General features: G+C 57.7%; 19 protein-coding genes. 10 read left to right on the top strand and 9 right to left on the bottom strand.

The genetic code is table 11. The features are described from left to right. Positions 1-44: 44 nt before the first annotated feature. From ABWQ15_RS02105 to ABWQ15_RS02075, 7 genes are all read right to left on the bottom strand, one after another. Positions 45-1,088 carry an aldose epimerase family protein gene (locus ABWQ15_RS02105; protein ID WP_353907169.1) on the bottom strand — a complete coding sequence of 348 codons (1,044 nt, stop codon included), beginning with the start codon at positions 1,086-1,088 and terminating at the stop codon, positions 45-47. A 15-nt stretch (positions 1,089-1,103) separates the two neighbouring features. Continuing rightward, complete coding sequence (locus tag ABWQ15_RS02100; RefSeq protein WP_353907168.1) at positions 1,104-2,579, bottom strand: L-fucose/L-arabinose isomerase family protein; 1,476 nt, start codon at positions 2,577-2,579, stop codon at positions 1,104-1,106. Between the two features lie 96 nt (positions 2,580-2,675). Further along, on the bottom strand, positions 2,676-4,199 hold the full coding sequence (gene xylB / locus ABWQ15_RS02095) for a xylulokinase (protein WP_353907167.1): 1,524 nt from the start codon (positions 4,197-4,199) through the stop codon (positions 2,676-2,678). 12 nt (positions 4,200-4,211) lie between these two features. Continuing rightward, positions 4,212-5,426 (bottom strand): multiple monosaccharide ABC transporter permease, encoded by a 1,215-nt coding sequence (gene mmsB / locus ABWQ15_RS02090; protein ID WP_353907166.1) that lies wholly within the window; start codon positions 5,424-5,426, stop codon positions 4,212-4,214. Next, on the bottom strand, positions 5,423-6,973 hold the full coding sequence (gene mmsA / locus ABWQ15_RS02085) for a multiple monosaccharide ABC transporter ATP-binding protein (protein ID WP_502919103.1): 1,551 nt from the start codon (positions 6,971-6,973) through the stop codon (positions 5,423-5,425). The genes mmsB and mmsA overlap by 4 nt, the downstream gene beginning before the upstream one ends. Positions 6,974-7,110: 137 nt before the next feature. Beyond that, complete coding sequence (chvE, locus tag ABWQ15_RS02080) at positions 7,111-8,247, bottom strand: multiple monosaccharide ABC transporter substrate-binding protein (protein WP_353907164.1); 1,137 nt, start codon at positions 8,245-8,247, stop codon at positions 7,111-7,113. 433 nt (positions 8,248-8,680) lie between these two features. Beyond that, positions 8,681-9,814, bottom strand: a complete 1,134-nt coding sequence (locus tag ABWQ15_RS02075; protein WP_353907163.1) for an ROK family transcriptional regulator — start codon at positions 9,812-9,814, stop codon at positions 8,681-8,683. A 303-nt stretch (positions 9,815-10,117) separates the two neighbouring features. Here ABWQ15_RS02075 and ABWQ15_RS02070 point away from each other — a divergent pair, with 303 nt between their 5' ends. The 5 genes from ABWQ15_RS02070 (at position 10,118) to ABWQ15_RS02050 (ending at position 17,699) form a co-directional block, all read left to right on the top strand. Beyond that, positions 10,118-11,554, top strand: coding sequence for an extracellular solute-binding protein (locus tag ABWQ15_RS02070; protein WP_353907162.1), 1,437 nt, complete (start codon positions 10,118-10,120; stop codon positions 11,552-11,554). Positions 11,555-11,601: 47 nt separating this feature from the next. Then, positions 11,602-14,619, top strand: coding sequence for an EAL domain-containing protein (locus ABWQ15_RS02065; RefSeq protein WP_353907161.1), 3,018 nt, complete (start codon positions 11,602-11,604; stop codon positions 14,617-14,619). A 458-nt stretch (positions 14,620-15,077) separates the two neighbouring features. Then, positions 15,078-16,049 (top strand): transporter substrate-binding domain-containing protein, encoded by a 972-nt coding sequence (locus ABWQ15_RS02060; protein WP_353907160.1) that lies wholly within the window; start codon positions 15,078-15,080, stop codon positions 16,047-16,049. A gap of 98 nt (positions 16,050-16,147) precedes the next feature. Then, complete coding sequence (locus ABWQ15_RS02055; RefSeq protein WP_353907159.1) at positions 16,148-16,939, top strand: amino acid ABC transporter permease; 792 nt, start codon at positions 16,148-16,150, stop codon at positions 16,937-16,939. Between the two features lies 1 nt (position 16,940). Further along, positions 16,941-17,699 carry an amino acid ABC transporter ATP-binding protein gene (locus ABWQ15_RS02050; protein ID WP_502919104.1) on the top strand — a complete coding sequence of 253 codons (759 nt, stop codon included), beginning with the start codon at positions 16,941-16,943 and terminating at the stop codon, positions 17,697-17,699. A 197-nt stretch (positions 17,700-17,896) separates the two neighbouring features. Here the strand turns inward: ABWQ15_RS02050 and ABWQ15_RS02045 are convergent, their stop codons facing one another. After that, a complete protein-coding gene (locus tag ABWQ15_RS02045; protein ID WP_353907158.1) occupies positions 17,897-20,095 on the bottom strand; it encodes an S-layer homology domain-containing protein in 2,199 nt (732 codons plus the stop codon). A 335-nt stretch (positions 20,096-20,430) separates the two neighbouring features. Between ABWQ15_RS02045 and ABWQ15_RS02040 the strand changes: the two genes are divergently transcribed. Beyond that, positions 20,431-21,873 (top strand): amidohydrolase, encoded by a 1,443-nt coding sequence (locus ABWQ15_RS02040; protein WP_353907157.1) that lies wholly within the window; start codon positions 20,431-20,433, stop codon positions 21,871-21,873. 116 nt (positions 21,874-21,989) lie between these two features. Here ABWQ15_RS02040 and ABWQ15_RS02035 read toward each other — a convergent pair whose 3' ends face one another. After that, the gene (locus ABWQ15_RS02035; protein WP_353907156.1) at positions 21,990-22,466 is read right to left on the bottom strand and encodes a flavodoxin family protein; all 477 of its coding nucleotides are present in this window, start codon (positions 22,464-22,466) and stop codon (positions 21,990-21,992) included. Between the two features lie 426 nt (positions 22,467-22,892). On the opposite strand from ABWQ15_RS02035, the gene ABWQ15_RS02030 reads away from it, so the two are divergent. From ABWQ15_RS02030 to ABWQ15_RS02015, 4 genes are all read left to right on the top strand, one after another. Further along, positions 22,893-23,168 carry a hypothetical protein gene (locus ABWQ15_RS02030; RefSeq protein ID WP_353907155.1) on the top strand — a complete coding sequence of 92 codons (276 nt, stop codon included), beginning with the start codon at positions 22,893-22,895 and terminating at the stop codon, positions 23,166-23,168. Between the two features lie 143 nt (positions 23,169-23,311). Beyond that, a complete protein-coding gene (locus ABWQ15_RS02025; protein WP_353907154.1) occupies positions 23,312-24,505 on the top strand; it encodes an ABC transporter substrate-binding protein in 1,194 nt (397 codons plus the stop codon). Positions 24,506-24,653: 148 nt separating this feature from the next. After that, entirely contained in the window at positions 24,654-25,544 is an 891-nt protein-coding gene (locus ABWQ15_RS02020) for a branched-chain amino acid ABC transporter permease (RefSeq protein ID WP_353907153.1), read from the top strand. A gap of 10 nt (positions 25,545-25,554) precedes the next feature. Then, positions 25,555-26,613, top strand: a complete 1,059-nt coding sequence (locus ABWQ15_RS02015; protein ID WP_353907152.1) for a branched-chain amino acid ABC transporter permease — start codon at positions 25,555-25,557, stop codon at positions 26,611-26,613. Positions 26,614-26,633 lie beyond the last annotated feature (20 nt).

Raw genomic sequence — 26,633 nt, 5'->3', positions numbered from 1 at the left:
CCCGGCCTCTTAGGAGGCCGGGCCCTTTTGAGGTTTGCACATCGTCAGACCGTGGCGAAGCGATAGATCGTGGTGTGGTCAAAGGTCTCGCCGGGAGCCAGCACGGGCTGGGCGAAGGCGGGACAGTTGGTGGCATTGGGGAAGAACTGCGTCTCCAGACACAGCGCCCACCGCTTTGCATAGGGTGCGCCGCCCTTTCCGGCGGGACAGCCGTCCAGATAGTTGCCGGAGTAGAACTGAATACCCGGAAGCGTGGTCTCCACGTCCATGGAGATGCCGGTCTCCCGGCAAACAGCACGAGCCGCAGGGCGCAAAACACCCATTTCTCCGTCCACGACCCAATTGTGGTCGTAGCCGCCCGCCCAGCGGAGCTGGTCAAACTCATCGTCGATGTGGGCGCCGACGGGGGTCAGCTTCCGAAGGTCCATAGGAGTTCCTTCAACGGGGGCCAGAGTGCCCGTAGGCAGAGACGCGTTGTCAGCGGGCGTGTAATTCTTGGCGAACAGTTGGATCTCCTGATCGAGGATCGGCCCGGAGGCATGACCCGCAAGGTTAAAATAGCTGTGATTCGTCAGGTTGCAGACGGTTTTCCGGTCGGTTCGCGCAATGTAGCGGATGGTGAGTGCGGCATTTTCCAACGTGTAAGTCACCTGAACGGACAGCTTGCCTGGATAGCCCTCCTGCATGTCAGGGCTGACGAGCGACAAAACCGCCTGCGTGTCGGACGCGGCTTCCAGCTTCCAAAGCTGCTTGTCAAAGCCCACGCCGCCGCCGTGGAGGTGGTTGGAGCCGTCGTTGGCGAGAAGGGGATAGGCCTTCCCATCCAGGGTAAAAGCGCTGCCCCCGATTCGGTTGGCGTGGCGGCCCACCAGCGCGCCGATGTACTTGTTCTGCTTGAGATAGTCCTCCATGGTGTCAAAGCCAAGCACCACATCCACCAGACGGCCCTGTTTGTCCGGAACGGTCAAAAACCGCACCGCTCCGCCGTAAGTCAGAATGCCGCAGGAAAAAGCACCGCTGTGCAGCGTTATCTGCCGTACCTCCTCACCGGAGGCGGTGACACCGAAGGAAGTCACATGTTCATTCATAGCCGTTTCTCCCGATTATGCGAAAGGATTTTCAGTGGGATAGGGAAGGGCGGCGGGGTGATTATAGCCGGTATCCGTCACGCCCAGATATTTGAATACCTCGAAAATGGCCTTGCCGTAATGACCGAAAGCTACGGCCCCGTGGTGAGGGAACTGCTTTTCGATCAGCACATGGCGGTAGAACCGGTCCATCTCCGGGATGGCGAATACGCCGATGGAGCCGAAGGACTCTGTGGCCACATCCAGCACCTGCCCCTGTGCAACATAGGCTCGCAGCTGAGTTCCGGCGGTGGACTGGAGGCGGTAGAAGGTAATGTCGCCCGCCTTGATGTCGCCCTCCATGGTGCCGCGGGTGATGTCCGGCTCGTCAAGGTCCGGCTCCAGATCCCGCTTCATGATGAGCTGATAACCCATGTGGGGGTTGCGCAGAAGGCTGGAGCAGGTGTTGCCGCAGTGGAAGCCCATGAAGGTTTCCCTGTGCCGCACGGGATACTTGCCCTCGATGCTTTTTTGATACATGGAGGCGGGGACGGAGTTGTTGATGTCCAGCAGCGTCACCGGTGCGCCGGAGACACACAGGCCGATATACTCGGAAAGTGCGCCGTAGATGTCCACCTCGCAGGACACGGGGATGCCCCGCCCGGTGAGGCGGGAGTTGACATAGCAGGGGACAAAGCCAAATTCCGTCTGAAACGCGGGCCAGCACTTGTTGGCAAACGCCGCGTACTTACTCAGACCCAGATGGTCCCGTATCCAGTCCTCCAGCGTCAGTTCATACTGGGCCAGACGGGGCAGGATGCCGGAGAATTTACTCTCGCCGTTGCCGGCCTCCCCAGCCATCTCCTTCATCTTGTCCGGAATGCGGGGATCGTCTTTGTGCCGGTTGTAGGCCACCAGCAAATCCAGCTCAGAGTGCTCCTCCACAGCGACGCCCAGATCATACAGCGCCTTGATGGGGGCATTGCAGGCCAGAAAATCATTTGGCCGGGGACCGAAGGCAAAGATCTTCAGCCCCTTCAGACCGATCAGCGCGGTGGCCACCGGGGCGAATTCCCGCAGCTGCGTGGCCACGTCCTCCGCCGTGCCGCAGGGGTAGTCGGGAATGTAGACTCGCCTGCCGCGAAGCCCCAGATTGTAGGAGGCGTTCAGCATCCCGCAGAAAGCGTCGCCCCGCCCGTCGTGCAAGTCCCCGTCGCCCTCGGCGGCGGAGGTGTACATCAGGGGGCCGCCAAACAGATCGGCGATCATGGTCTCGGGCGTCTCGGGGCCGAAGTTGCCCAGGAATACGCACAGGGCGTTGACGCCGTGGATCTTCACATCTTCCACGGCCTTTGCCGCGTCTGCTTCGGTTTCCACGCACACGGGGCACTCATAGAGCCCCGCACCGTAGACCTGAGCGATGGCGTGGCGGCGGCGCTCAGACAGAGCAATGGGGAAACAGCTCCGGCTGACGGAGATGATACCAAGCTTCAGTTCAGGAATATTTGTCATAGTGGTTTTCCTCTCGTTTATAGATTGCGATTAAAGGGACTGACGCAGCAAATGCTGTCAAGGGATGCGGCGGTGAGAAAGCAGCCATTCCGGAGGTCACAGGGCGGCCAGTGTGTGGAACGGCTGTGCCAGCGCGGGGTACAGCGAACAATACAGCCGATAGAACGGCTCGTAGGCAGCACCCGCGGCGATGTCCGGTTCCTGCGCAGAATTTAGACGGATAACGGCCTCGCAGCCTTCTCCTACGGACTTCCAGATGCCCGCGCCCACGCCCGCTAGAATCGCCGCGCCCAAAGCAGGTCCTTCCCGGGAGGTCACGGTCTGCACCGGACAGCCGTACACGTCGGCGAGCATCTGCCGCCAGAAGGGACTGGCGGCCCCGCCGCCGCAGGCCATCATCTGCCCGATGGGAACTCCCATCTCCCGGAACACGTCCAGGCACTGCCGCTGAGAATAGGTGACTCCCTCCAACACGGCGCGGGTCAGGTCCCGCTTTGTGTGCATGGCGGACAGGCCGAGAAACGCGCCTCTCGCATCGGAGTCTAGAAGAGGGGAGCGCTCCCCCATCAGATAGGGGAGGTAGATCAGGCGGTTGGCGCCGACAGGGGACTTTGCCGCTGCGGCGGTCATCAGCTCGTAGGGGTCTATGCCCATACCCGCGGCCGTCTCTTTTTCCGCGCCGCAGAAATTGTTGCGGAACCACTGGAGAGACAAGCCCGCCGCCAGCGTGCAGCTCATGACGGTCCATGCGCCGGGAACGGCAGAACAGAAGGAATGAACCCGGCCCCTGGGGTCGATGGTGACCTTGTCGGAGTGAGCAAAAATGACGCCGGAGGTACCGATGGTGGTGAACGCCCGCCCGGTCTCCACCACGCCGGTACCAATGGCGGCGGCAGCATTGTCTCCCGCGCCGCCCACCACCGGAGTACCCGCGGCGAGGCCGGTGGCCTCCGCCGCAGACTTCGTGACGGTTCCCGTCACGTCGACGGACTCGTACATGGTTCCCAGCACTGCCGGGTCAATGTCAAGAGCTGAGAGAACCTCACCGCTCCAGCGGCGGTTCGGCACGTCCAACAGGTTCATACCAGAGGCGTCGGACACCTCCGTTGCGAACTCGCCGGTGAGCTTGTAGCGGATAAAATCCTTGGGCAACAGGATGTGGCGGCACTTTTCGTAAATTTCCGGCTCCTGCTCCCGCACCCACAGAATCTTTCCGGCGGTGAAGCCGGGGAGAGCGGGGTTGGCGGTGATCGCGATGAGCTTTTCCCGGCCCACAGTCTTTGTGATCTCGTCGCACTGCTTCTGGGTCCGTCCGTCGCACCAGAGGATGGCCCGGCGCAGGACGTTTCCGTACCCGTCCAGCATCACCAGCCCGTGCATCTGACCGGAGAGTCCCACGCCCCGGACGGAATTTGCGTCTATGCCGGCGGTCTGTAAAACGGCCCGCACGGTTTCCTTCACCGCCTGCCACCAGTCCTCGGGGTCCTGTTCCGCCCAGCCGTTATTCGGCTGATAGAGGGGATATTCCACGGTGTGGCTGGCGAGGGTGATCCCCTTCGTGTCAAACAGGACGGTCTTTGTGCCGGAGGTACCTAGGTCAATTCCAAGTATGCAGTCCATAGAGGCCCCCGCTTATTCAGACTGAGCCCGACGCTTGCTCACCACGTCGAAGATGACCGCGGCCAGCAGCACCAGACCCTTGACGACCTTCTGCCAGTTGGCGTCAATGCCAAGGATCGACATGCCGTTATTGATGACACCCATGAACACTGCGCCGATCACTGCGCCGCCTACGGTTCCCGTGCCGCCGTAAGCCGAAGCCCCGCCAATGAAACAGGCGCCGATGGCGTCCATCTCGTAGCTGGTGCCGGCAGAGGGGGCGGCGGAATTGAACCGGGCGGTGACAACCAGAGCGGCCACGGCGGACAAAAACGCCATGTTGGTGTAGGCAAAGAACATGGTCCGATTGGTGTTGATACCGGAGAGTTTGGCGGCCTTTTCGTTGCCGCCCATGGCGTACAGGTGGCGTCCGGGGACGGTGTTCTGCGTGTAGTACGCATAGATCAGGACGATGACGGCCAGCAGAATCAAAATGGTGGGCAGACCCTTATGGTTGCCCAGCATCAGAGACAGGGCCATAATCAGAACACATACCACCACGTTTTTGCTCCAGAACATGGATGTGCTCTGGGCTTCATAGTTGTTGCGCTTCCGCTTTGCCCGGTTCATGAACTGCGTGACCAGATACACCGCGCACAGCACGATGCCGATCACCAGCGTGACGGGCAAAATAATGCCTTTCTCCGCGTCGCTGCCGGGGACATAGCTGTTGAACAGATTCAGATAGCTTTCCGGATATCCGGAGATGGTCAGACCGTCCAGAATGATTTGGGCCAGGCCGCGCCACAAAAGCATGCCGGCCAGAGTGACGATGAAGGGCGGGATGCGGATGTAGGCGATCCAGTATGCTTGCCATGCGCCGATGGCAAGCCCCACCAGCAGACAGATGATCATCGCCAGCCAGATGTTCACATGCATGTTGACGATCAGAGTGCCGGCTACCGCACCCACCAGAGCTACGATGGAGCCCACGGACAGGTCGATGTTGCCGCCGGTGAGAATGCACATCAGCATACCGACGGCCAGAATGACCACGTAGCTGTTCTGAGAAATCAGGTTGGAGATATTCGCCGGGGTTAGCAGCGCCTGACTTGCAGGCTTATGTGCCACGGTGATAATGAGAATTTCAAATAGAAGAGTCACCAGTACCAGGGCGATCACCATGGTGTTCTTTTTCAAAAATCCGGTCAGCGGTCTTGCCACGGATTTATTTTTCGTCTCTGTCATATCGCCATTGCTCCTTTATTTCCACTGGATTTGAGGATGCAGGCCATGATGCTCTCCTGACTGGCCTGCTCGCGTGTCAGCTCGCCCACGACGGTACCCTCGTTCATCACGTAGATCCGATCGCACATACCCAGCAACTCCGGCATCTCCGAGGAGATCATCAAAACTGCTTTGCCCTGAGATACCAGATCGTTCATGATGCAGTAAATTTCATATTTTGCACCCACGTCAATGCCGCGGGTGGGTTCGTCTAAAATCAGGACATCCGGCTCGGCAAACATCCACTTGCTCAGCAGGACTTTTTGCTGGTTTCCGCCGGAGAGGTTACCCACATTTTGCTCGATGCCGGAGCATTTGGTGCGGAGAATGTCCTTGTACTCATTGGCGTATTTGATCTCAAGATCCTTATCCAGAATTTGATGGTTGCTGATGCGCTCCATCCGGGCCAGCGTGGTGTTCTGCCGGATGGGATTGGAAAGAATCAGGCCGTTGCCCTTTCGGTCCTCCGTGACATAGGCCAGCTTGTGATTGATGGCGTCGGTGACGGAGCGGAGGTGAACCTCCTGCCCGTTCAAAAGCAGAGTGCCCTTGATGTTCGTGCCGTAACTCCGGCCGAAAATGCTCATAGCCAGCTCCGTGCGCCCCGCGCCCATCAGGCCGCTGATGCCCACGATCTCGCCCCGGCGGACATTCAGGCTCACATGGTTGCAGACCATGCGTCCGGCGTAGGTGGGGTGCTCCGCGCACCAATCCCGGATCTCCATGGCAACGTCCCCGATATGACTCTCCCGTTTGGGAAAGCGGTCGATGAGCTCACGGCCAACCATGCCCTTGATGATGCGTTCCTCGTGAAAGTCGTCCACACCCTTGACCAGCGTCTCAATGGTGGCGCCGTCGCGAATAATGGTGATTTTGTCCGCAACATACGACACCTCGGTCAGCTTATGGGAAATGATGATACACGTCATGCCTTTGGATTTAAACTGAAGAAGCAGGTTCAGCAGCTTCTGGGAGTCCGTCTCGTTGAGGGAGGCGGTGGGTTCGTCCAAGATCAGCAGCCGAACGTTTTTCGTCAGCGCCTTGGCGATCTCAACCAGCTGCTGCTTGCCAACGCTGATATCCTTAATCTGCGTTCGGGGCGATTCTGCCAGCCCTACGGTCTGGAGATACTTTGCGGCAAGGTCGTAAGTCTTGTCCCAGTCGATTCGGGAGGTTTTGCCCTGCTCGTTTCCGAGGAACATGTTCTCTCCGATCGTGAGATAGGGAACCAGCGCCAGTTCCTGATGGATAATGGCGATACCTTTGCTCTCACTGTCGTTGATCTTGCTGAATTTACAGACCTCTCCGTCGTAGATGATATCGCCCTGATAGGTGCCGTAGGGGTAGATGCCGGACAGAACGTTCATCAGCGTAGATTTTCCAGCTCCGTTTTCGCCCACCAGAGCGTGGATCTCACCCTCTTCCACCTCCAAATTCACGTTGTCCAGTGCCCGGACGCCGGGGAATTCTTTGATAATGCTACGCATTTCCAAGAGTTTTTTTGCCAAGTCGATCCCTCCCATATCTGCTGCGATTGGCCCGCGCAAAGGCGCGGAGTTGCTTTAAAGGAAAGGCGGGCGGAGGAAACCTCCGCCCGCTCTGAGTCGATGCCGGCGGACAAGGCCAGCGAGATGACTGCGGAAAATCAGGCCAGATCCGCTTCGGTATAGTATCCGGAGTCGATCAGCAACTGCTTGTAATTATCCTTCGTGCAGACCACGGGATCGCACAGGAAGGAGGGGATCACGCCGGTGCCGTTGTCATAGGTCTTGGTGTCATTCACGGGGACTTCCTTGCCCTGGAGGATGCAGTCCACCATTTCAACGACCTGGGAGGCAAGAGTCCGGGTGTCCTTAAAGATGGACATGCTCTGAGTCCCAGCCAGCATGTTCTTCACGGAGGGCTTATCGCAGTCCTGTCCGGTGATGATGGGCATGTTGTCAGCGGTGTATCCCGCGCCCAGCAGGGCGTTGGTCACGCCGTTGGCGGTGGAGTCGTTGGAGCAGAGGACCGCGTCCAGCTTGGTTGCGGTGGGGCCGTAGCCGTTGGAGGTGATCAGGTTCTCCATACGCTTCTGGGATTCCTCAGTGGACCAGTTGGGGGTAGCGCACTGGGCCTTGGAGGTCTGGCCGGAGGGAATTACCAGCTTGCCGGAGTCGATGTAGGGCTGCAGCACGTCCATAGCGCCGCCGAAGAAGAAGTTCACGTTGTTGTCGTCCGGCGCGCCAGTGACCAACTCAATGTTGAATGGGCCAGCCTGATTGTCAAGATCCAGCGCGTCCTTTATGTAGTTGCCCTGGAACTGGCCAACTTTGTAGTTGTCGAAGGTGGCGTAATAGCTGACGGCGTCGGAATTCATGATCAGACGGTCATAGGCGATGACGGGGATGTTGGCATCCTTGGCGCCCTTCAGAACCTCGGTCAGGGCGGAACCGTCGATGGAGGCGACGACCAGAACCTTGCAGCCGCCGGTAATCATGTTCTCCAGCTGGTTGACCTGAGTGGGGATGTCGTTGTCGCCGGCATACTGAAGGTCCACTTCATAGCCCGCTTTTTCCAGCTCGGCCTTCATGTTGGTACCGTCCTGATTCCAGCGCTGCAGAGACTGCGTGGGCATGGACACGCCCACCTTTACGCCGGTGGAAGCAGCGGTGCTGGAACTGGCGCTGGCGCTGCCGGCGGAAGCGCTGGCTGCCCCGGAAGAGGCTCCTCCGCCGCCGCAGGCGGCGAGAGAGAGGGTCATCATTGCTGCAAGGGCCAGAGACAAAAGTTTCTTCTTCATCGTATTCGCTCCTTTTCCAAATTTGTAGTACCGTATGTTTTCCGCGCGCCTTTGCGCGGTGGAGTACAAAATTTGTCAAATAAAAAACGACTTTTACAAATATACTTTCCTTAAGCAAAATATTACACATTGGGAGGTCCACTGTCAATATATTTTTGTGCAGGTAAAACAGATTTGGCACAATTCATAAAATTGCTATGGCTATTTTTCTGTTTCCACAAGAGAAATATCTGCCTTTCAGGGAATAAAAAAAGCCCGCTGGGAACGTCCTGTCGAACGTTCCCAGCGGCGCTCCGGCCCGCTTAAAAAAGAGTGGGTGCGAGGAACAAACGTAAACATACGCCAGCCCATCCGGAGATTCTCACGCAGGATGGCGGAAGGTGCGTAAGCAGACGTATATCAAAGGCGGAGGTTGCGATGGTGCGGTGCGGTCTTATACTTGCGCGATAAACTCGGCGACATACCGCAGAGCTGCGCCCACACAGATGGACCGGTCGTGATAGCGGCAGAAGTGGACATAGTCCCCGTCATCGGTAAAGGGGTTCAGACGGCTCAGCCGATCTACCAGCACACCCTGATAGTTGGACAGATACTGGGGGAACGCGCCGCCAATGACCACGTTGCAGTCCAGCATGGTGTGGATGTTACTGACGGCCAGGGCCAGATCGTCCAAATATGTTTCCCAGGTGTTCTGATAGGCGGGATTTCCGGCAGAAAGGCCGGCAAAGAATTCCTCCAGTGAGATGTGCAGGTCGTCTGAGAGTCGGGTGGCGGAGCAGTATGCCTCCAAACAACCCCGCTTGCCACAGTTGCACGTCCGCCCGCCGGGATGAATGCACATGTGACCGAATTCCGCGGAGCGGTGATGGTCACCGTCGTAAGCACTGCCGTTTACCAGAATTGCGCCGCCGATGCCCCGGCTGAGGGAGAGATAGGCCAGATTTTCCATCTCCGCATGATTCCACCATTCCGCAAAGCCGCCGCAGGTGGCGTCGTTGTCCAGAAATGTGGGGTAGGGAATATAGCGGTTTACCCATATGGAACTCATTTTTCCGATTCGGGCGGTGGGAGCATACTCAATGATGGTCTGGTCCGCGTTGACGATGCCTGGGACCGTGATCCCAACGCCCAGCAGGCGTTCCCGGGAGAGATTGCCGTCATCCAAAAACTGCTCCAGCCGACCGGCCAATTCTCTGGCGGCCGGCTCGGTGTTTTCAAAGGGCCGGACAAACTGCTGAAAGGCCAGCTGGTTGCACTTCAGGTCCAGCGCCACCATGCGGATGCTGCCGCTGGACAGCTCAATGCCGACGGCAAAACGGGCGTCCGGTATCACGGAGATCAGTCGTGGCTTTCGCCCGCCGGTGGAGTCCGTGGTGCAGGAGGCATCAATTAGGCCCATGGCGCTCAGCTCCTTCAGATTCTGCGTCAGGGTGGGCAGACTCATAAAAAGCTCTGTGGCCAGGTCCTGCTTGGTGAGCGGTTCCCCCGAATTGATCAGGCTGCGGAACACACGGTTTCGATTCTGCCTGCGCAGCTCGATGGTGGACATCGTTCCGGACTTTACCACAGCATTCGCCTCCAACTTTTACAAAAGTATTTTACATTTAATATGAATATAGCACAGCATTTCACCGATTGCAAGAAGACTTCGGAGAAAAATTATAATTTCGCACGGCATCGCGCCGAAGAGAAAAAAGCAGATGACGGACGCTTACGGTCGAATCGCGGTGTTGTACTTCTCCAAAAGGTGTGATAGAATACAAGACATTCAAGATTCAGGCGCACATTTAGAGCCAAATAGAGCCAAAACGTCAAAGAACGGCGGGTGCGGAGCGGCCCTGCCGGATGGAGATGAAATTGGAGGGATATTATGAAGCACCATCGCGCATCCACCCTGACGGCGCTTTCCGTTGGGGTGTTCCTGCTTCTGACCGGCTGCGGCGCGGCGGGCGCGGCTTCCGTCTCTGCGCCTGTATCCATTACGGTCTGGAGTTATTACAACGGCGCGCAGCTCATCTCTTTCAACGCCCTGGTGGATGAGTTCAACAACACCGTGGGCAAGGACAAGGGAATCGTTGTGACCAGCAGTAGTCAGGGGACGGTATCCGATCTGGCCAACAACGTGCTTGCCGCCGCAAAGGGCGAGGTGGGCGCGGAGAAACTGCCTGCCATTGTTGCCGCCTACGCCGATACGGCGTATCAACTGGATCAGATGGGCTTTGTTGCGGATCTGGACGCCTATCTGACGGAAGAGGAACAGAATCAGTATGTGGAGAGTTTCCTGAAAGAGGGACAGTTCAACGGGCAAGAGATCAAGATATTCCCAGTGGCCAAGTCTGTGGAGATTCTGGCGGTAAACGAGACGGACTGGGATGCTTTTGCCCGGGCGACCGGCACGTCGCTGGACGCTCTTGCCACGGTGGAGGGTGTTACGGAAACGGCCGAGGCCTACTACAACTGGGCGGACAGCCTGACCCCCGAGCCGAATGACGGCAAGGCCCTGTTCGGACGGGACGCCATGGCCAACTACTTTTTTGCCGGTTCCATGCAGCTTGGGACGGAGCTTATTACCGTGGAGAACGGAAAGACGGAGCTGAATTTTGACCCCGACGTGATTCGAAAGCTATGGGACAACTACTATGTTCCATTTGTAAAAGGGTATTTCGCGGCTACCGGCCGTTTCCGCAGCGACGATCTGAAAACCGGCAATATCATTGCCTGCGTCGGTTCCTCCTCCAGCGCCACCTACCTGCCCGACACCGTTTCCACCAGTGACACGCAAAGCCATTCTATCAAACTGAAAATACTGCCCTGCCCTCAATTCCGGGACGGTAAGCCCTGTGCCATCCAGCAGGGGGCGGGGATGGTGGTTACAAACGGCCCGGAGGCGGACATCGCTGCCAGTGTTGAGTTTTTGAAATGGTTTACGAATGCCCAGCGGAATATTCAGTTTTCTGTGGATTCGGGCTATCTCCCCGTTACGAAGGCGGCAAACAGTATGGCGGCCATTAAGGCCAGCGGCCTGGCACTTACGGAGCTGATGGAAGAGATCCTAACGGTATCTGTGGACACAGTCAATGAGAATCTTCTCTATACGCCGCCGGCATTTGAAGGCGGCTGTAATATCCGCAATGAGCTGGAGCATTCCATGAGCGATCAGGCGGCGGCGGATCGGAAAGAGGTTCTTGCCCGGATTCAGACGGGGCAGAGTCTGAAATCGGCGGCAGAGGACTTTGTCTCGGACCGGCATTTCGAGGAATGGTACAAGGCGACGCTGACCCAACTGCAAGATCTGATGGAGAGCTGAGCGGCTCCGTTTCCTCGCCGGCAGACTGTTTGGGAGGGAGAGTGCTTATGAAACTAAATAAGACGGCGGAACCCGGCGCGGTGCGGCCTGTGTCCCGCTTCCTCATACTCCCCATGCTGGGGCTGCTGGCCCTGGAGATTGCCCTCCTTATGGGAAGTGTTATTATCAGTGGAGTTTTCCCGCAACTGCGGGAAAATGCCGATCAAATGCTGATTCAGCAGGTGGAAAACCGCCGGGACTATCTGGAAACTGCCATGGTTTCGTCCTGGAGTAATCTCTCATCGCTGCAGGAGACCATCAACGCCACCGCCTCCGACATGGTTGAAAACGGATCACTGGATCTGGATGCGCTGGGGCCAAGCGGCTCCGGCCCGGGGGGAGACGAATTACTGACCGGAATTGTCCCGGAGCTGACTTCCACCTTGTACGCCAAGCGGCTCTCTGGCGTCTTTGTGATCCTGAATACCCGGGAGCTCCCCGATGATTTCAATTGGGAGGACGCCTCCTTCTCCGGCATCTGCATTCGGGACATGGACCCTTCCGCCCCCCAATCTATGCACAACGCGGACCTGCTGCTGGTGCGGGCGCCGGTGGCTGTGGTCCGATCGCACCTGTCCACCAACTCGGACTGGAAACCGCAGTACACGTTCCGCTCCGGCTCCGGGCGGGACTTTTTTCAACAGCCTTTCCAGATTGCGCGGAATGCAAAGGGGAGCCTTTCCGCACAATATTGCGGTTATTGGAGTGAGCAGCCCTATCGGCTGGATGGCTCCGATACGACCTGCATCTCCTATTCTCAGCCGCTGAAGCTGAGGGACGGAACGGTCTACGGTGTTCTGGGCGTTGAACTGCAGACAGATTACCTGAGCCGTCAACTGCCCGCCGAAGAGCTTTATAAGGACGCCGGTTCCTATATTCTTGCGACCTGCCGTGACGGCGTCTGCAAGCCCGTGCTGGCCGATGGCGTGTTTTCTGACCGGATGCCGGAGACGCTGACGGTTGAGACGCGCAGCGATGGCAGTGTAAGCTTTGAATCGGACGGGCGAAAGTACTGCGCCGCCATGAAACCACTGCGCCTGTACAGCAACAACGCCCCCTTCTCAGGGGCGGAATGGGTGCTGATCGGCGCGGCGGCGGAGAAGGACTTGTACTACTTCTCCGATTACGTGCGTACCCTCCTGACTGCCATCGCGCTGGTGACAATTCTCTTTGGAGCTTTAGGCAGCGCTTTTATCAGCCGCAGTCTGGCGGATCCTATCAAGACTCTCGCTGATCGGGTGGCCGAAGCCCAAAAAAGTCACACCGGGATCCCAGATCTGCCGGCTACGGGGATCAGTGAGATTGACCAGTTTTCCAAAGCCATTTTCTCCCTCAGCCGCAGCGTGATGGAATCCTCAACCAAGATGCTGCGGATTATTGATATGGCAAGCGTCGAACTTGGCGGGTTCGAGTACCGCGACAACGAATCCATGTTCGTCACGGAAAATTTCTTCCCAATGCTGGGGATTAAGGATGTGGATGTAGCCGGGATAACCCAGCAGCAATTCGGACGGCTGCTGGAACAATTGGATTCAAATTTGATTTCCAGGAGTGCAAAGAGGGATTCACGTCTGTACAAGATCAAGGAAGGAGACAGCGTGCGCTATATCCGTGTAAGCATCCGGCGGGACGGCGGCTGTCTGGTGGGCCTGGCGGAAAATGCCACTGCGGCCACATTGGAGCGACTGCGGATTGAACACGAGCGGGACTATGACCTGTTGACCGGCATTTACAACCGACGGGCATTCTGCCGTATGGCTGACGATCTGTTCCTGTCTCCGGAGCAGCTTGGGACGGCGGCGCTGCTGATGATCGACCTGGATAATCTGAAGGGCATCAACGACCGCTTCGGCCATGATTCCGGGGATCAGTACATTCGCTGTGCAGGCCAGTGTTTTCTGCACGCAGCCCCAACGGGAACACTGGTGGCGCGGCAGTCCGGTGATGAATTTTTCTTACTCTTTTATGGGTATTCAGGTCAGAGCGAGATTCGGAGCAAGATCGGCCAGCTTGTGGATGCCGTGCGGCAGGAATTCATCATCCTGCCGGATGGATTGCCGCAGTATCTCAGCATTTCAGGCGGCGTTGCTTGGTATCCCCTCGACAGCTGCGGCATCGGAGAATTGATGAAGTATGCCGATTTTGCCATGTATCAGGTCAAACACGCACGAAAAAACAATGTGATAGAGTTTGATCTGGAGCAATATCAACAGGCCAACGATTCTTCCGAGTGCCGTCAGGAATTTCATAGGATACTGGACGAGGGACGGCTTACTTACCATTTTCAGCCGATTGCCGACGCCCATACCGGCAAAATTATGGCCTATGAAGCGTTGATGCGGGTGGATGCCACCACGCTGAAGGGTCCGGAGCAGATCCTGAACATTGCCCGGAGGGAGGGACGCCTGAATGATATTGAGCGGCTGACGTGGTTCAAGTCTGCGGAGATTTTTCAGAATCTGCTGGATCAGGGGCAGGCCGTACCGGACGCGCTGCTGTTTGTCAATTCCATCGCAAGCCAGGCCATGACGCCCCGGCGCGCGGAGGAATTTCACCGGCTTTTTTCCACGCTTCAGCCCCGCATTGTCACGGAGATTTTGGAGTCTGAAGACATGGACAATGCGTGTACCCGCGCCAAACGGGAGGCTCCGGGATTTTCCGGCATGTTTGCGTTGGATGATTACGGCAGCGGCTATAGCAGCGAGAAGAATCTGCTGGAGTTAGCTCCTGCTTTTACAAAAATTGACATTTCCATTATTCGAAGCATTGATGCCAGCCGGGATCGTCAGGAAATTGTCTCTAATCTGGTGGCCTATGCCCATCAGCGGAACATGAAGGTGATTGCCGAGGGAGTGGAGACGCCCCGGGAACTGGAGACGGTGATCGATTTGGGAGTGGATCTGATGCAGGGATATTTTCTCGGCCGTCCCACCGCCATTCTGCATAAGGAGATAACGTCGGAGGCGATGGAGCTGATTCGGGGAAAGAAGTCTGCGGGAGAGCATGGATTTCCTCCGAAAATTTAAAAGGGAGATCCACGACAGTTGAGGGCAGGGGTTGACGGCGATCGGTCGGCCCGCCTTTTCTGCCGGGAGCGGTCTGCCCCGCGAGGTCAGTTTTGGAAAGACGGAGAGTGGACGCGGCAAAGGCTGGCCCGTTCAATGTAAAAACTGTGAATGAATGTATTGTGAAATTTATGCATTTTTCGAGGATATGCATGCATAAATTTACGCCTAATACAAAGCGGGTGTTGTTAAAATACACAATTTAGTACCTGATTTATAGAGTAAACTGCTGGTTATTTTTGCGGTAAAATAGCCTTAAACAAATAATTATTCATTTTTTATGGAAAAGTATTGACATTTTGCTTCCGGCGTGATAAGGTATAGCAAGTTTCAGAAGAAGGGGCCTCCCTTCTGTGGAAAAGAATGAATAGGGCCCGCATCTGCGGGTGAGCACATTTTTGGAAAAGGATGAGATCATTATGAAAAAGTTTTTTGCGCTTGCGCTGAGTCTGGCAATGGCTCTGTCCCTGGCCTCCTGCGGCAGCAGCGGAGCCGCGTCCTCCGGCTCTGCCGCCTCCGGTAGCGGTTCGGCCTCCGGCAGCGGCGCTGCGGGGGCCACCATCGAGACCGTGGCTCCCGGCAAGCTGACTGTAGCTACCTCCCCCGATTTCGCACCCTATGAGTTTTATGCCATCGGCGACGACGGAAAGCCCCAGCTGGCTGGCTTCGATATGGCTCTGGCTCAGTACATAGCGGATTACATGGGCCTTGAACTGGACCCCGTCCCCATGGATTTTGACGGCGTGATTATGGAAGTGGGCATGAAAAATGTGGATCTGGGCATGGCCGGCCTCTCTCCCGACCCCTCCCGTGCCAACGCCATGGATTTTTCCGACATCTATTATACCGGCGGGCAGTCTCTGGTGACGGTGAAAGCCAATGCCGACAAGTACAACTCCTTTGAGGCGATTAACAACCCCAACGTATCCGTGGGCGCCCAGACCGGTTCCATTCAGGCCGACCTTGCCCAGAAAGATTCCCCCAACGCCAGCATTATTCAGCTGGCAAAGGTCACCGACATTATTGCAGAGCTGCTGTCCGGCAAGCTGGATGCCGCTTATATTGAGACCGCTGTGGCTACGAGCTATCAGATAAATTACCCCGATCTGGAGCTTGTGATGGATGTTCCCTATGATGTGGAGGGTTCCGCCATCGGCGTGCAGAAGGGCAATGCTCCGCTGATGGCGGCTGTCAACGCCGCGATTGCCGCCGCTAAGGCTGACGGTTCTCTGGAGAAGTTTGTGGCTGACGCCAATGAGCAGGCTTCCGGCAACAAGTACGAGGGTCTGCTGGATGAGAACGGCAACGTAAAGACGGATGCCGCTGCTTCTTCCTCCGCTACCTCCTCCGCCGCTACTTCCTCCGCCGCTTCTGCCTCTAAGGCCGGTTGAGCGGTCAAAACCTGAATTCTGCTCAATTCCTCCCCGTTTTTTCGGGGAGGAATTGGCCTGTTTCCAAGCCCCTGACCTGAATTGAAAGGAGCCATTTCATGAGCGACTTGATAACCGCGGAACACTTCCAAATGGTTGCGCAGTATGCCGACCTCTTTAAGCAGGGCATGGTGATTACCATTCTGCTCTCCGCATTGACGGTGCTGTTCGGCTTTTTCCTTGCGCTGCTGCTGGCAATCATGCGCCTGTCCAATCTCAGACCGTTCCACTTCCTGGCTGTGGACAGGGAGGGCCATCTGCGGGAGCAGGGGTTTGCGTTTGCACTGAGCCGGTTTAATCCCGTCAGCTTTATTGCCACCGTCTATGTGGAAGTCTTCCGCGCCACGCCTATGCTGGTGCAGCTCTGGCTGGTATACTATCTGCTGTTTGATAAGGCCGTGATCGACCTGCCGAAGGTGACGGTGCTGGGATTCATCCGTCTGGAGCGGTTCATTCCCGGCGTGGTGGCGCTGGCGCTGAACTCCGGCGCATACCTCTCCGAGATCGTTCGTGCCGGTATCCAGTCTATCGACGGGGGCCAGACCGAGGCGGCGCGCTCTCTGGGACTGACGCAGGGGCAGAATATGCGCTACGTCGTGCTGCCCCAGGCTATCAAGAATACGCTGCCTGCCATTGCGAACGAATTTGTTACCATCATCAAGGAATCCGCCATTACATATACCATCGGTGTGCAGGATATTATGTCCGCCGTCAACGCCACCAAGGGTGCGCTGTACATCATGGCGGAGCCGCTGATTGTGGCCACGGTCATGTATTTCTGCCTGACCTTCCCCACCAGTAAGATCATTGCGTACTTCGAGAGGAGGATGAGCCGTGGCGACAGGCGATAGTCTGATCCGGGTTACCGGACTGAAAAAATACTACAACCGAGGCGCGATCAAGGCGCTGGACGACGTGTCGGTGGATATTAACCGGGGCGACGTGATGGTGGTCATCGGTCCCTCCGGCTCCGGAAAGTCCACGTTCCTTCGCAGTCTGAATCTGCTGGAGGAGCCAACGGAGGGCTCCATCGTCTTTGACGGTGTGGATATCACCAAAGTCAGGGCGAAGACCGAGGACGGAAGGACGGTGAAGCTGAACATCGATCAGCACCGTCAGAAGATGGGCATGGTATTTCAGCACTTCAATCTGTTCCCCCATAAGACAATTCTGGATAATATGACGCTGGCTCCCATGAAGGTCCGGCATATGGATAAGGCCGCCGCTGAGGAAAAGGCTCTGGCTTTGCTGGATCGCGTCGGGCTGAAGGACCGGGCGGGGGCCTATCCCATCCAACTTTCCGGCGGGCAGAAGCAGCGGGTCGCCATTGTGCGGGCGCTTGCCATGGAGCCGCAGGTCATGCTGTTTGACGAACCTACCTCCGCTCTGGACCCCGAAATGGTGGGCGAGGTGCTGGACGTGATGAAGGAGCTGGCCCGGGAGGGCATGACCATGGTGGTTGTCACCCACGAGATGGGCTTTGCCCGAGAGGTAGGTAACCGGGTTCTGTTCATGGCGGACGGAAAGCTGCTGGAGCAGGGAAGTCCCGACGATATTTTCGACCACCCTGAAAACCCCCGGCTTCAGGACTTTTTGAGCAAGGTTCTGTAAACGGTAAGAATACGCATCTTCGGGCAGCATTGTCTGTCGGGTGCACTGCAAACGCAGCGGTTTCAGAAATACGGAGAAACCCCGGAGACGTTCACGTCCCCGGGGTTTTTGATTAAGATCAAGAGCCGTTTTTAAAAGGCAGAGCAGCGTCGCTGCGGCACAAAGTCTGCTCCGGTCCGGCCTGAAAGACGGGCGGCTCAGCGGCTCATGTAATTATACAGAACCATCGCGGCCTCCTGCCGCGTGGCTGTCCTGGCGGGATAGAATCTCCCTTTTTTGCCGCTGATGATGCCCAGCCCCTGCGCGATGGCCAGATAGCCGAGGTCGTCGGCGGAGACCTGAGAGGCATCCCGGAAGGAGGTGACGAAGATGCCCTTGAGCTGTGCCGCCTGGGAGTAGGGTGAGGCGCTCACAAGGGCCTTCACCAGTTCCAGCCGCGTCACGGCATGCTCCGGACTGCGTGTGCCCCGGGGGAGAAAACCCTCGTTCCACGCGGCCTCATAGAGCTGATCCAGCGTGCCGTCGGCGCGATCTTCCGTATCGAAGCTGTATCCGCAGGAGTTGAGCAGCAGTACCAGCAAATCCCGTTGGGTCAGCTTCGCGGCGGGTTGAAATTTGGCGCTGTCACTGAATCGGATGCCGGCGTCCGCCAACGCTTGAATCTGAGCTTTGGCATAACTGGCGGAAATGTCAGAGTACGCAGCGGAGACACCCTCCGGCTCCTCCCGCACCAGCTTTCCGGTCTTGGCATCCACGCCAAGGATCGCCTTGCCGTCTACCTCATAGGTATAGCCCAATACATAGCGGTAAGCCACGGAGCCGCAGGCGTCGGCATAGATCTTCCACACCGGGATGGCTGTGTCCACGGACACGGGATAGGCAATGTATTGGAGTTTGGCGGCGTAAGCGCCGCAGTAGGTGGCCAGAGCCGCCTTTTCACCCACCACACCGTCGGCAGACTGGAATTTCAGATCTTTGTTCCAGCTGTTGCTGAAGCAGATCACCGAGCCGTCTGCGGGATCGACGGTAATGTCCACGCCGTTGTTGTGATAGAAGTATCCGTTTTCCTGTCGGTCGTACCGGAACTCGCCGTCCTCGCCTCCGTACAGAGCCACGTGGGAGACGTAATCCGGACAGTACAGCTTTAAGAAGGCGTCCGCTGTGCCTTGAAGCCGAGCGCGGTCGGCCTGCACGTCTTTCATATAAGAGGGACGGTATCCCCAGCCGCTGAGCAGTGCGCCGGTTTTGGCGTTGACTGTCAGGGATTTGAACTGCTCAAAACTACCCTTGCGGTAGTCGTTCTGGCTCACGTCCTTTAATTCACTGAACGCCGGTGTACGCTTGTACCAGAGGGTGCAGACCACGTCGTCCGTGTCCGGGTCCTGACTGTAACTGGCGGAGGAGAGGGTATAAGAACTCAGCCCCAGCGCCGTCACCTTGCGGACGGCGGCGTCCAGCGCAGCCTTGGAGAGTACGCCCTGAAGTTTTTGAATGGCGGCCTGCTCGGCGTCGCTCAGCCCGCCGTCGGCTTTGCCATCCTCGCCGCGTGCGGCGGTGACGCTGGGGACGCCGTTTCCGATGCCTCCCGCCGCGGCGTTCAGACCGTTCCACACGCTGGTCAGGTCCACCACCGTACCGGTTTGGGCATCCACATAGAGGTCGTCCGCGGAGAGGGGTACGTAGCGCAGCACGGCGGCTTTACCGTCCTCCGCGTCCACATACTGAAGCTCCAGCTTCACAGCGGAGGATAGGGAGAAACCCGCGGCGGCGGCGGTTACCTTCGGGGAGGCAGACGGCAGCGTACCCACGCGGGCCTCATAGACGTCGTCGCGGCTGAAATAGGTTACGGTGCCGTCCGTGGAATCGACCTGAACCTGTACATGGATGGGGGAGGGCACGCCGCCCAGCTTCAGCTGCGCGGAGAACGAAAAATCTGCGCTGGAATCGTACAGAGGCGAGACAGTGCTGTCCGCCGTCAGCGCGGCGGTCTCGCCGCTGGACAGCACCCTGTTCAAAAATGCGCCGGCGGTTTTGGCTGCCTGCGCTGCCGTGACCTTTGCCAGAGTGGGAGCGTATCCGCCCGAGGACAGCGGCATGACGCCGCCCCGATTGACGCTGTACTGCATGACCTTGCCCGCCGAGGAGGCCAGAATGTTGAGATAGCTGCCCTCGTCGCTGGACCAGCTCAGGGACCAGTAGCGCAGCGCGCCCATGTCCTGTACCGTCCCGTTGAATTCCGTATAGCTGTCAGAGACGTCCACCGCTTTTTTTACGGCCAGTGTCACCTCCGTCAGCTCCTGATCCATGGCGGTGTCCGCCGCCAGCGCGGGTACGCATAGGCTGACCGCCAGCAGAAAACTCAGCGCCAGAGACAGGCATCTTCGTTTCAGATTCATAATGATTCTCCTTTTCTCGTTTTCACCGCGGAACGCAGAAATCGGTCCGTTCCGCTTTCATTGGAGATAGACGTAGGCGCTGGAAAAAAGTTCCGATCTTTTAAAAGAAAATTCGGAAATAGCGGCGACCGCGCAAGCGAACAAAGCCCGGAATGTACCACGTGTCCGCAGTCCGGAGGACGACCGGCAAAAAAATAGAGCATCGCTCTTGCAGGGCGGCTGAATGAGCGGTAAAATAAACAAGCTGTATTACGTGCGGCGGCGTTTGCTCCGGCATCAGCCACGGCAGGCGCAGACCGGCACATTGGCGAAGCAAAGAAAAGGAGTACAGGACTATGACCGAGGAAAAACTGGCGGCAGTGGCTGCCATTGAGGAAAAGGCGGACCTGATTGTCCGGACGGCGGATTCCATCTGGGGGTTTGCGGAGCTGGCCCTACAGGAGGAGCAGTCCGCCGCATTGTATTGCGAAATCTTGAAAAACGAGGGCTTCACGGTGGAGAGGGGAATCTGCAACATCCCCACGGCCTTTTCCGCCAGTTTTGGTACGGGCCGTCCCGTGATCGGCATTCTGGCGGAGTACGACGCACTCTCCAGCCTCTCGCAAAAGGGCGGAAGCCTGAAACGCGAGGAGGTTGTTCCCGGCGGCTGCGGACACGGCTGCGGACACAATCTGCTGGGCGCGGGGGCCATGGCCGCGGCCATAGGGGTAAAGGCATATCTGGAGAACACCAAGCGCCCCGGTACCGTGGTCTTGTATGGCTGTCCCGGCGAGGAGGGCGGCGCGGCAAAGGCGTTTATGGCCCGTGACCAACTCTGGCGCGACCTGGACGCTGCCCTGACCTGGCACCCGGAGGACCGCAACGAGGTGGCCACCGGGTCCTCCAACTCCTGCATCCAGGTGCAGTATCACTTTACCGGCGTGGCGTCTCACGCCGCGGGAAGCCCGGAGCGGGGGCGCAGCGCCCTGGACGCGGTGGAGCTGATGAACATCGGCGTTCAGTTCCTGCGGGAGCACATGAGCGACAAGGCCCGCATCCATTATGCCATCACCGATGCGGGCGGCCGCAGCCCCAACGTGGTCCAGCCCCGGGCAACGGTTTTGTACATGGTCCGCTCCAACCATGTATCCGAGGCGGTGGAGCTTCAAAAACGGGTGGATCGGATCGCTCAGGGCGCCGCTCTCATGACCGACACCGCTTTTGAGCGGAAATTTATCGACGGCCTCGCCGACACGGTTACCAACCACACGCTGGAAAAGCTGCTCCATGAGAATTTCACGGAGCTGGGCGTCCCTACCCACACGGAGGAGGAGTTGACCTTTGCCGACGGTCTCGCCGGAACCTATGAGGGGGCGGATACCCTGCCGGGGATCGGATGTGATTACGATTCGGAATATGCCGTGCGCGTGAAAACTCTGCGTAGCGAAAACGGCCGCGCCATGAATGATTTTCTCCTGCCTCTTTATCAGGGGGAGGCGTTCAAGCCCGGTTCCACCGACGTGGGGGACGTCAGCTGGGAGTGCCCCACGGCGCAGATTCATGTGGCGTCCTGGCCCAACGGATGCCCGGGCCACAGCTGGCAGAATGTATCCTGCGACCGAACGTCTATCGGCCACAAGGCGGCGATCCACGCCGGAAAGGTATTGTGCGCGGCGGCCATCGATCTTATGAACAGTCCGGAGACTCTGGAGTCGGCAAAGGCGGAATTTCTTGAGCGGACCGCGCGGGGGTATAGCTGTCCGATTCCGGAGGACGCCGTCCCCACCGTGGCGGACTGAGGATCCCGCGGACAAAGCGCCCCCTGCCCGCCGGGTTCCGGCTGACAGGGGGCGCTGCTTTTGGGCTGTATCAAGAGGTCGGAGTCTGAACGGGAATGAGGGATGACCGTGCCGCCTTATGCATGGAGAAGTGCCGCTGCGAACCGCGCGGCCTCTTTTTCCGCGGCTTCTTGGTGAGAAGCCGGGTTGAGAAAACTGGCCCTTTCCGTCAGCGTGCCAACCTGTTTCTCCAGCGCGGCGAATAGCCGTTCCGTGCTTCCGCCGGCACAGCATGCGAAGGCGGCAACGCGGCTTTGCCGCAGATCGATGGATTTCAAAAATGTATTCATCGGGGGAGCGACCCGGCTGGCCCAGACGGGAGAACCCAAAATGACGAGGTCATATTTTTCCGGCTGGCACACATAGGGCTTCAACTCCGGTGTGGCCGAAAAGGAGGCTGCCGCGCCGCCGAACACAAATTTGCTTGCTTTTCCACGGGGATAGTCCTTCACCGGTTCCAGTTCCAGTGTCTCGGCGTCCAGCTTTTCGGCAAGGAGCCGGGCTGCGTATCGGGTGTTGCCCTCAAACGAATAGTAGACGATCAGTGTTTTCATGATTCTTTCTCAAATCCTTCTTTCCGTAGTTTTTCGATTCCACGCACCAGCGCAGACAGCCTTCATATAACTCCAGACCAAATCGGCTGGTGAAGTATATCATATGCATCTATAAATTATATATCAGACGGATAGGTCTAGCAAGCTGTACTTTCCCAAAATTGAAGAGGTCAAGACGCATTTAAAAACTAAAAATGAAAGGACTCCACTCGGCAGACAACGATTCCGAGGTCTGACAAATTTTCAATAAAAATTGCGTATTTTGTAAAATACGCTGTGTTATCGGAGACTTTTCAGGATGAATTTATGAAAATTGCCGCTGCTTTGGCGGTTGACTTTCCGCTTCTTCGCCGCTACAATAAGACCAATCCATACGGGATTTGAATTTTCGGGAATATAAATTTTACAGGAAGGAGCCTGACGGTTATGACCTTTACGAATTGCTTCCATACGAATATGACCGCGTCTGCAAACCACGCAGAGGCTCCTTTCACCTGCGCAAATTTTGCTTCCAACAATGCCATCGCTCTGATTCTGGACGCCGTAATTGCGGCGTCCATTATTATTGCGCTCATTAGCATTACCCTCATTACCATTACGCTGGTACTGGTACTGGGCCTGTCTGTTCTGCTGGTACTGGTACTGGTAGTTCTGCTGGTTTTGGAAGAAGTGAATAGGCACAGGAGACGTCAAACCGCGTGATTCAGGATACGAAAAGCGGCTGCGCTCTTGGAGTGCAGCCGCTTTTTTGTATAGATTGGGCTTCCATCTGCGGGAATACGGACCGGACGGCCGCCGATCCAACCCCCGCCACAGGACCAAAAAATTTGAAGGAGATTTATACGATGAAAAAGAAAAATGTTTGCAGCTTTGTTCTTGCCGCCGCCATGATGGCGACTCTCGCCGGCTGCGGAAGCAGCGGCGCATCCTCCGCTCCCGCAGCGTCCGGCGGCAGCGCCTCCGGTTCCGCCGCCGCGACTGCCGCCGCCATCAAGATCGGCGGCATCGGCCCCCTCACCGGCGGAGCCGCCGCATACGGCATCGCCACCCGCAACGGCGCGCAGATTGCCGTAGACGAGATCAACGCCAAGGGCGGCCTGCAATTTGAACTGAATTTTCAAGATGATGAGGCCGACGCCGAAAAGGGCGTCAACGCCTATCACACGCTTCAGGACTGGGGTATGCAGATTGTTTACGGCTGCACCACCACCGGCTCCTGCGTCAATGTGGCGGCTGAGACCAATACCGACCGGTACTTCCAGCTGACGCCCTCCGCTTCCTCCACCGATGTGACTGCGGGCAAGGACAACGTGTTCCAGGTTTGCTTCACCGATCCCGGTCAGGGCACTACCGCCGCCGACTATGTGGCGGATAAGGGCCTTGCCAAGAAGGTGGCCGTTCTCTATAACAACGGCGACGCCTATTCCACCGGCATTGCCACCGCTTTTGCCAACGAGGCAGCGGCAAAGGGCCTGGAAGTGGTCTCCAACACCACGTTCCCCGACGACACCAACACGGATTTCTCCGTCCAGCTCTCCGACGCGAAGAACAACGGTGCGGAGCTGGTGTTCATGCCCATCTATTACACGCCCGCCTCTCTGGTTTTGAATCAGGCCAAGAGCATGGATTATTCTCCCATCTTCTTCGGCGGCGACGGCATGGACGGCATTTTGTCCATGGAGGGCTTTGACACCTCCCTTGCCGAGGGCCTGATGCTCATGACCCCGTTCAATGCCTCCGACGCCAGCGCAGCCGACTTTGTGGACAAGTATAAGGCGGCCTACGGCGAGACCCCCAACCAGTTTGCCGCCGACGGCTATGACTGCATCTACGCCATAAATGCCGCCTGTGAAAAGGCCGGTATCACCGCAGACATGAGTCATGAGGATACCTGCGAGGCCATGATCGCCGCCTTTACCGCCTCCGACTTCAGCGTGGACGGTCTGACCGGCAAGGGGATGACCTGGGGCACCAACGGCGAGGTTTCCAAGGCTCCCATGGTTGTGAAGGTTGAAAACGGCGCTTATACCACCATGTGATTCCTCATTTCCCCAGCCCATCGGGACTGGGAGGCCGCAATCGGCCTCCCGGTTCCCGTTGTTCATGCCGGCAGGACCCGGCCCGCCGCGGCAGGCCGGGTCCTTCTGGTACGAACACTCAAATTTGTGAAAGCAGGTGTCTCTTGCTATGACAATCCTCTCCAATTTGATCAGCGGCATCAGCCTGGGCAGCATATATGCCATCATTGCATTGGGTTACACCATGGTCTACGGTATCGCCAAAATGCTGAATTTTGCCCACGGTGACGTCATTATGGTGGGCGGGTATCTGTGCTTTTGCACCACCGCCTACCTGGGCTGGAGTCCGCTGCCCGCCGTGCTTCTGGCGATTGTGGGCTGCACGGTGCTGGGCATTGTGGTGGAGCGGCTGGCGTACAAGCCGCTGCGCTCCGCGCCCTCTCTGGCTGTGCTGATCACAGCCATCGGCGTGAGCTATTTCCTCCAGAATGCGGCGCTGCTGCTGTGGGGCTCCGACCCCAAGGTGTTTCCCACCTTCTTCAACTTTTCGGGAAAAAGCGGCGTGGCCCTGTTCGGCGGTCAGCTCAACATCACCTATGTGGCAATGATCACGGTGGCCGCGTGTCTCGTGATTATGCTGGTGCTGACCATGTTTACCGGCCACACCAAAATGGGTAAGGCCATGCGGGCGGTGTCTGAGGATAAGGGGGCGGCACAGCTCATGGGAATCGACGTGAATTTTACCATCTCCATGACCTTTGCCATCGGCTCGGGTTTGGCGGCCATCGCAGGAGTTCTGCTGTGTTCCACCTATCCCACGCTGATGCCCACCACCGGCTCCATGCCCGGCATCAAGGCGTTTACCGCGGCCGTATTCGGCGGCATCGGCTCCATTCCCGGAGCTTTGCTGGGTGGGCTGCTGCTTGGTGTGATCGAGATTTTTGCCCGGGCCTATGTCTCCACCCAGCTATCCGATGCCATTGTGTTTACGGTGCTGATCCTGGTGCTGCTGGTGAAGCCCTCCGGGCTTCTTGGCAGACTGGTCCGCGAGAAAGTGTGAGGTGAGAAGGATGGCAACGAAATTAAAACGCATGGCTTCCTCCACTCGCTCCAGCTTCATCACCTATGGAATGGTAATCGTGGCTTACGCCGTTATGGAGGCGCTGCTCTCCGGCGGGCTTTTGACGTCCTCGCTAAAGGGGATGCTGGTCCCCATCTGCGCGTATGTCGTTATGGCGGTGTCGCTGAATCTGACGGTTGGCATCATGGGTGAGCTGAGCCTGGGCCACGCGGGCTTTATGAGCGTGGGCGCGTTTACCGCCGTCATCGCGGCGGCCGCTCTTGGAAGTACGGTTGCCGGCCCGGTGCGGCTGGCGGCATCCATGGCAGTGGGCGGCGTGGCCGCGGGTCTGGTCAGTCTGATCGTGGTGGTGCCGGTACTGCGGCTTCAGGGCGATTACCTGGCCATCGTGACCCTTGCTTTCGGCGAGATCATCAAAAATATCATCAACTGCGTATACGTTGGTCTGGATGGCGCGGGTATTCACTTCGGGATGAAGGACGCCGCCGCCCTTGGGTTGGCAGCGGACGGCAAAATGCTGCTGCAGGGTCCCATGGGCGCAGTGGGTATCCCGAAGCTCTCTACCCTCACAGCTGGATTCATTCTCATGATGCTGACGCTGGCGGTGGTTTTGAACTTTGTTCACAGCCGGTCGGGACGGGCGGTCATGGCCCTGCGGGACAACCGGATTGCGGCCGAGTCCGTGGGTATTTCCCCGACCAGGTACAAAATGATGGCTTTTGTCACCTCCGCCGTACTGGCGGGTTTGGCGGGGGGACTGTACGCCATGAACTTTTCCTCCATTCTTGCGAAAAAGTTTGACTTCAATACCTCCATCCTGATACTGGTGTTCGTGGTGCTGGGCGGCATGGGCAATATCCGCGGCTCCATCATCGCCGCCGCCGCGCTGACGGTCCTTCCGGAGCTGCTGCGGCAGTTCGCGGACTATCGGATGCTGGTGTACGCCATCGTGCTGATTCTGGTGATGCTGTTCACCAATAACCCGGCCTGCAAGGCGCTTTTCGCCCGCTTCAAATTTGGAAGTTCCGCCCGAAAGGAGGCCGTCTGACATGTTTTCCAAACTGGTTC

The organism is Oscillibacter sp. (assembly GCF_040505565.1).
Lineage (GTDB): Bacteria > Bacillota > Clostridia > Oscillospirales > Oscillospiraceae > Oscillibacter.
This window is presented reverse-complemented; position numbering and strand designations above follow the sequence as displayed.

Coding starts and splice junctions, on each gene's coding strand:
- ABWQ15_RS02105 (WP_353907169.1), bottom strand. CDS start 1,088: ATGAATGAACATGTGACTTCCTTCGGTGTCACCGCCTCCGGTGAGGAG.
- ABWQ15_RS02100 (WP_353907168.1), bottom strand. CDS start 2,579: ATGACAAATATTCCTGAACTGAAGCTTGGTATCATCTCCGTCAGCCGG.
- xylB (WP_353907167.1), bottom strand. CDS start 4,199: ATGGACTGCATACTTGGAATTGACCTAGGTACCTCCGGCACAAAGACC.
- mmsB (WP_353907166.1), bottom strand. CDS start 5,426: ATGACAGAGACGAAAAATAAATCCGTGGCAAGACCGCTGACCGGATTT.
- chvE (WP_353907164.1), bottom strand. CDS start 8,247: ATGAAGAAGAAACTTTTGTCTCTGGCCCTTGCAGCAATGATGACCCTC.
- ABWQ15_RS02070 (WP_353907162.1), top strand. CDS start 10,118: ATGAAGCACCATCGCGCATCCACCCTGACGGCGCTTTCCGTTGGGGTG.
- ABWQ15_RS02065 (WP_353907161.1), top strand. CDS start 11,602: ATGAAACTAAATAAGACGGCGGAACCCGGCGCGGTGCGGCCTGTGTCC.
- ABWQ15_RS02060 (WP_353907160.1), top strand. CDS start 15,078: ATGAAAAAGTTTTTTGCGCTTGCGCTGAGTCTGGCAATGGCTCTGTCC.
- ABWQ15_RS02055 (WP_353907159.1), top strand. CDS start 16,148: ATGAGCGACTTGATAACCGCGGAACACTTCCAAATGGTTGCGCAGTAT.
- ABWQ15_RS02045 (WP_353907158.1), bottom strand. CDS start 20,095: ATGAATCTGAAACGAAGATGCCTGTCTCTGGCGCTGAGTTTTCTGCTG.
- ABWQ15_RS02040 (WP_353907157.1), top strand. CDS start 20,431: ATGACCGAGGAAAAACTGGCGGCAGTGGCTGCCATTGAGGAAAAGGCG.
- ABWQ15_RS02035 (WP_353907156.1), bottom strand. CDS start 22,466: ATGAAAACACTGATCGTCTACTATTCGTTTGAGGGCAACACCCGATAC.
- ABWQ15_RS02030 (WP_353907155.1), top strand. CDS start 22,893: ATGACCTTTACGAATTGCTTCCATACGAATATGACCGCGTCTGCAAAC.
- ABWQ15_RS02025 (WP_353907154.1), top strand. CDS start 23,312: ATGAAAAAGAAAAATGTTTGCAGCTTTGTTCTTGCCGCCGCCATGATG.
- ABWQ15_RS02020 (WP_353907153.1), top strand. CDS start 24,654: ATGACAATCCTCTCCAATTTGATCAGCGGCATCAGCCTGGGCAGCATA.
- ABWQ15_RS02015 (WP_353907152.1), top strand. CDS start 25,555: ATGGCAACGAAATTAAAACGCATGGCTTCCTCCACTCGCTCCAGCTTC.